The 1,835-nt window shown below is 54.4% G+C and carries 2 protein-coding genes; both read left to right on the top strand.

The window, feature by feature from the left end:
- Nucleotides 1-960: sigma-54 interaction domain-containing protein (locus ACOSYY_RS13825; RefSeq protein WP_421663099.1), on the top strand; the 960-nt coding region annotated here is incomplete at its 5' end.
- Nucleotides 961-1,363: 403 nt separating this feature from the next.
- The coding region (cysD, locus tag ACOSYY_RS13820) for a sulfate adenylyltransferase subunit CysD (RefSeq protein ID WP_421663098.1) at nucleotides 1,364-1,835 on the top strand (472 nt) is incomplete at its 3' end.

Here is a 1,835-nt window from a genome sequence, read left to right as displayed (position 1 = left end):
GCCACTCGAGCCTTCATGAATCAGATTCGTGAACTTGCCAAGAACGACCGTGTCACCGTGCTGCTCCAAGGCGAGACTGGCACCGGCAAACAATACATGGGGCGGGTGATCCACTATAACGGCGCCAGCGCCCATAAGCCTTGTATTGAAGTCGACTGTCCGTCGATTCCGCGAGAACTCTTCGAAAGCGAACTGTTCGGGCACGAGAAAGGCTCATTCACCGGCGCGTCAGGCCGCAAGACCGGACTGATGGAGCTGGCGGAGGGGGGAACCGTTCTGTTCGATGAGATTGGAGATCTTCCACTCCCTTTGCAAGCGAAACTGCTTCGAGTCATCGAAGAACGTGCATTCCGGCGGGTGGGCGGGGCGACCACGATTCCGTTGGACGTTCGTTTTATGGCTGCAACAAACCGCAATCTGAAGGATGCGGTCACCAAAGGTGAATTTCGAGAAGATCTTTACTTCAGGCTGAACGTCGTAACCTTGATGATTCCCCCACTGCGGGAGCGACAGGATGACATCATGTCCCTCGCTGAGCAATTCTTAGCCCGCTTGGCTCTTTCACTAAGAAAGCCGGTTCGTCATTTGGGAGACAGCGCGCGCACCGTTCTGTTGCGATACCATTTTCCCGGCAACGTGCGGGAGCTCAGCAATCTTATAGAGCGGGCGGTTCTTTTCTGCCCAGGCGATACGCTTGAATCGATGCATTTCCCCTCTGACATGCGAGGCGATTTTTTACCACTGGTCGGCAATTTGACCCATACTACTTTGCCTTCTACAAACAAAACGGATCCCGCTCAGATCCACATCGCATTCCGTCTCGGCGAATCCTTGTCTGAGCTCGAAGACCGCATCATCAACGAAGTCTTACGGCGTTCCGAAGGAAACAAGTCCCTTGCCGCTAAGCATCTCGGCATCACGCGGTGGATGCTGGACAGACGTCGTAAGTCAAACCCGTAACCGAGCGCGGACGCACATCCACACCAACCTCTGTGCACCGACACACGCCACCTCCATTCACTCCTGAACCCCTTAATTTGTTGAAGATGAACGGTTGGCGCGTATCCGCTCACCAGATCTCGGGACCGACGATTGCATTAATCTATGCCAACTCCGGCATGCGGGGTTCATGCGTCCGCGGATCGCAGGCGCCGATCGCAGGGTACAGAGAGGCATAACAGAGTAGCATCCTATGGATCACGATCATAAAACGGCCACCTTTTTCAGGGGCCGGGATGGACTATCACATCGCGGTCCTCCTATGAGCGATGATTCTCTTCGAATGGGTCCTCGAATGTAAGTTCGTGATGATAGCCCCAAGCCTGACTGCGTCCGTTCAACACGGAATGAGTAGAAGGATTCCATGAAACACCTCCGCGCGCTCGAAGATCAAAGCGTCTACATTCTACGCGAGGCCTACAAGCACTTCGATGATCTGGCGATGCTCTGGTCAATGGGCAAGGATTCAACGGTATTGTTATGGCTCGCGAGAAAAGCGTTCTTCGGACATGTGCCGTTTCCGTTGGTTCATATCGATACCGGATATGAGATGCCGGAGCTGATCGAGTATCGCGATTGGCTCTGCCGGGAATGGCATCTTGATCTGGTCGTAGGGCAAAATAGCAAGGCGCTGGCAGCCGGCATGGGTCCCCAGCAGGGACGCGTCACCTGCTGCACCGCCATGAAGATCGACGCTCTGAAGCAAACCATCACCAAACACAAATGGACAGCTATTATTCTCGGGATTCGCGCCGATGAAGAAGGGACTCGTGCAAAAGAGCGGTACTTTTCACTGCGTGACAAACATGGCGAGTGGGATTTCCGGGATCAGCCCC

This window comes from Nitrospira sp. BLG_2 (assembly GCF_049222245.1).
Note: the sequence above shows the minus strand (reverse complement) of the source record. Positions and strands in the feature narration are given on the sequence as shown.